This window comes from uncultured Metabacillus sp. (genome assembly GCF_947503125.1).
GTDB lineage: Bacteria > Bacillota > Bacilli > Bacillales > Bacillaceae > Metabacillus.
The window spans coordinates 1-3631 of the sequence record NZ_CANNCR010000123.1; the positions used below are offsets into that span (position 1 = coordinate 1).

Consider the following 3631-nt stretch of genomic DNA (forward strand, 5'->3'; position numbering starts at 1 on the left):
AAGGTAAAGTACACCTTCTATTCCTGTTCGCCTTATGCTTGTCGCCGATAGGCAGGCGCCTTGCGCTTTTTTTATACCTACATTTACAGAAAGGAAGGCGGCAACAATGGCATATTATGAGAGGGTAGAGCAAGAGACTATCTGTCTATTCGATGCGCTCGAGAAAACATGGAGCATCTATACGACATTCCCTCCGCATATCAAAAAACTATTAAGTAACTGCGGATCAGATCGCATTAAGCTAATGGAAGTAGATGCGGACGGGCTTACAATAGCAACGAAGTTAAGCTGGATCGAGCAAGTCAGATTCGATTCTATCTCTAAAAAAGTAGGGACTACTCGGAGTTTTTTCGGTAAGAAATTTAGTCGGAGTATTATTAGTCTACTATGTACCAAAAACGAAAAAACCCGACCCTATACGAGTAGGGAGCTGCGATCAATGCGGCTCTTCCTCCTTGTGGTCAGATAAGAATATCCTTGTAGGACTTATTTGCGGACTGTTTTAGCTAGGAGTCTTCGGCTTTATCTGTAGAAAATAATTAGTGAATAACAATCAAGGCAGCTTAACCAACTGCTGCCCTTTTTAAATTAGTTCTCTTCTTGAAGATCATTAACGTAAGCCCGAAATATAAAAAATAAGCGTACCTTCTGGTACGCGTCACAAATAGCCGTAAATTCTGATATTTTTAATCGAATTACGGCTTATTTCATTTATTTACTACATTCTGCCTGAATCATTTTTGACCATGGCATGTATTGATCTAAAATTTCAGGGTTTTGATGGAATTCGAGATTCGGTAGATCTGTCAAAAGTTTCTTTATATATTCATAGAAATCAATGCCGTTACTTTTGGCAGTTTCTGCGATACTCAAACAGATGGCATTCGCTTTTGCACCGGCTTCACTAACACTAAAAAGCCAATTTTTTCTTCCTATAACGTTGGGACGGATGGCATTTTCGGCTGGATTATTATCAATTTCAACGCGTCCATCGTTCAGAAATGCTCTGAGCCCATTTGCCCTGTTCAATGTGTATTCGGCTGCTTTCGCGAGGGCATTTTTCCCGTAGAAAGGTGATGATTCAACCCATTCAAAGAATTTATCTACAATCGGCTTCGAGTATTTTTGGCGTTTTTTTCTACGCTTACTTGGAGACAAATGTTTAAATTTCCTTTCGAGTCGATATAACTCATCGCAATAGCTCAAACCGATTCGCCCATGTTTGCTGTCAACTTTTAGCCAATAGCGACGAACATGCGCCCAACAATTTGCGAAGGTAATGCCTTCTAACTTATCGTAGGCAGAATAACCATCGCAAACAATCGTTCCAGAAAAACCTTTAATGAAACCTTCAAGGACAGATCTAGCCCGTGATAATGCGCTATGAAAGAGAGTTATTGGTGGTCCTTGGTATGGAACACTTCGACACACCCAATTATAAGCATTGGTTTGACCAGATTTCCCATCGGATCGGTAGAGGATTTGTCCATACGTTTCATCGATATGTAAAAGCGATTTATCCATCATCAAATCTTTCAATCTCTCGTAAATAGGCAATAACCAATCGTGAGATGCACGAATGACCCAATTCGAAAGGTTCTTATCATTGGTATTAAGGCCATAACGATCCCATTCCTTTACCTGACGGTAAAGGGGCAAGTATTGTGAAAATTTATCATATATTACTTTGGCAAGTACGCTAGGACTAGCGATACTACATTTCTCGTAAGTTGAGGAAAAATCGGCTTTATTCATGACGAATTATGCTTAGCGTATGTTTTAAGCGCTTTTTGTTGGTGGGATCCCTTATATATAAAATAGCCTTATACTCAAAACGGTTGCTATATTTCATTGCTAAAAACTTTTATTGATTCCAAATTCTCTTTAAATCCAATGGAACGAATACCTTATTCCCATGTATCTCCCTATGTATGATAGGATTTGAAAAGCATTGATCTAAACATAACCCTTCTTTTTTATGCCTAGCTCTTATAAAGTCTTCGGGTAATCGCATAACACTTGCTCCTTTTATATTTTTTATAAAACAACTCTTGGTAAGAAAGCTTAGTTTTTATTCGCTCTCTGTAATATACCAAGAATGTTGCGACATAAAGCTTAGAATTGTAATTTTTACGAACGTGTGCTTCAGTTATTTTTTTTTTATGAGACTGGGCTTGTTTGTTTTGTTGTCTTACTTGTTGTTCATTATTTTTGCTTGTAAACTCATTTCCTTATTGATTTTGTGCTCCTTGCGTACTGCCTTGGGAAGCTTGGCTTCCATCTTGGGCTTATTGCGGTTCTTCTTGTTCGATTTGTTGAACGCGTGGTTCAACGCTGTGTAGAACGGATTGAGTGTGTAGCCTCTTGGTAAAGCTGCTTAGCTTGTTGATTGCAAATGTTTCGAAGCTAGCCCTGTCTTTACGTCATTTTTTACTGTTATAAATAACGCCGCCTTTAATTTTTACTTTATTAGAATGATGTATAAGAATATTTTTTATAACTTCCAATTTTATCCTGATTTTAAATGACCAAAAACCCACAGTTATGTAATTATATTTGATAAATGGCACCATTTTTTTGATAGAAGCCTCTTTTCCTCTGTACTACATTTTTTATCTTCAATTCCTGACACCTAGGCCGCTACTGTTTGGTGATCAAGGACCTTAATTTTATTGATGTTAAGTTAAAATGTTCGTATAAAAAAGTGGAAGGAGAAGATAATATTAAAAGTAAACAACCAATAGAGAGGACGATAAAAATGAATCTAAAGTGGTTAAGGCTATTAACAGCAGTTTTTCTATCTGCCATCATGTTATTGGGGTGTAATAATGTAGAAGAGGATAAGGATCCACCACCACCTGAAGTGGATGTAGATCCTGACACAGAAGAACCCATTGAAGATCCTGAAGATGCAAATGACCCAGATAATATAGATGAAAATGATGTGGACCCAGATACAGAAGAGCCAATTGAAGATCCTAAAGATGTAAATGACCCAGATAATATAGATGAAAATAAAGATGATGAAGCTGATTTAGTCCCTGATGCAGAAGAACCCATTGAAGATCCTAAAGATGTAAACGATCCAGATAATATAGATGAATAAATATTAACAGCAATAAGGCACACCGTTTGTTTTCAAACGGTGTGCCTTATTGCTCTAAATTTAACTGTTATGATAAAGCTCAATTGTTGTTTTTTTAACCAATAGTACAAAAATACATTTAAACATTTCAACTCTACTAGTTTTCCTTTATAAGCATGGAACATATCAACTATTTTTAAAACATTTTATTAATTTCCCAAGATTCAACCGTTAAATAAACGGTCTATGCCAATTAAATAGGTTATTGCAGCACTTCCTTCAGCTCAGGGTATTGCGAAAACTGGCTGGAATATTGAGGATGATAATAAGACATGTAATTATGATATTGTATAATTTTTATAACTCCCCTTTCTTAAATTGAATATATTTAGTTTTATCTTATTTTCCTAATTATCTTAGGACTAGACATTTGCCTACATACCCAAATGTGACCGTCAAGTAAAATGACACAATTTCTGCTCATTAATTTGAAACACTTTGTTGCCCAAATATGGTAGAACGATGTTTCATACGATAACTATCTTC

At 36.4% G+C, this 3631-nt stretch carries 2 protein-coding genes and 1 pseudogene; 1 reads left to right on the plus strand and 2 read right to left on the minus strand.

The features are described from left to right. Positions 1 to 711: 711 nt before the first annotated feature. Both Q1B07_RS26240 and Q1B07_RS26245 read right to left on the minus strand, forming a co-directional pair. Positions 712 to 1755 carry an IS66 family transposase gene (locus tag Q1B07_RS26240; protein ID WP_299095658.1) on the minus strand — a complete coding sequence of 348 codons (1044 nt, stop codon included), beginning with the start codon at positions 1753 to 1755 and terminating at the stop codon, positions 712 to 714. Positions 1756 to 2288: 533 nt separating this feature from the next. Further along, a pseudogene (locus Q1B07_RS26245) lies at positions 2289 to 2411 on the minus strand (DUF1657 domain-containing protein); the annotation flags it as partial. A gap of 347 nt (positions 2412 to 2758) precedes the next feature. Between Q1B07_RS26245 and Q1B07_RS26250 the strand changes: the two are divergent. Beyond that, entirely contained in the window at positions 2759 to 3106 is a 348-nt protein-coding gene (locus tag Q1B07_RS26250) for a hypothetical protein (protein ID WP_039234828.1), read from the plus strand. Positions 3107 to 3631 lie beyond the last annotated feature (525 nt).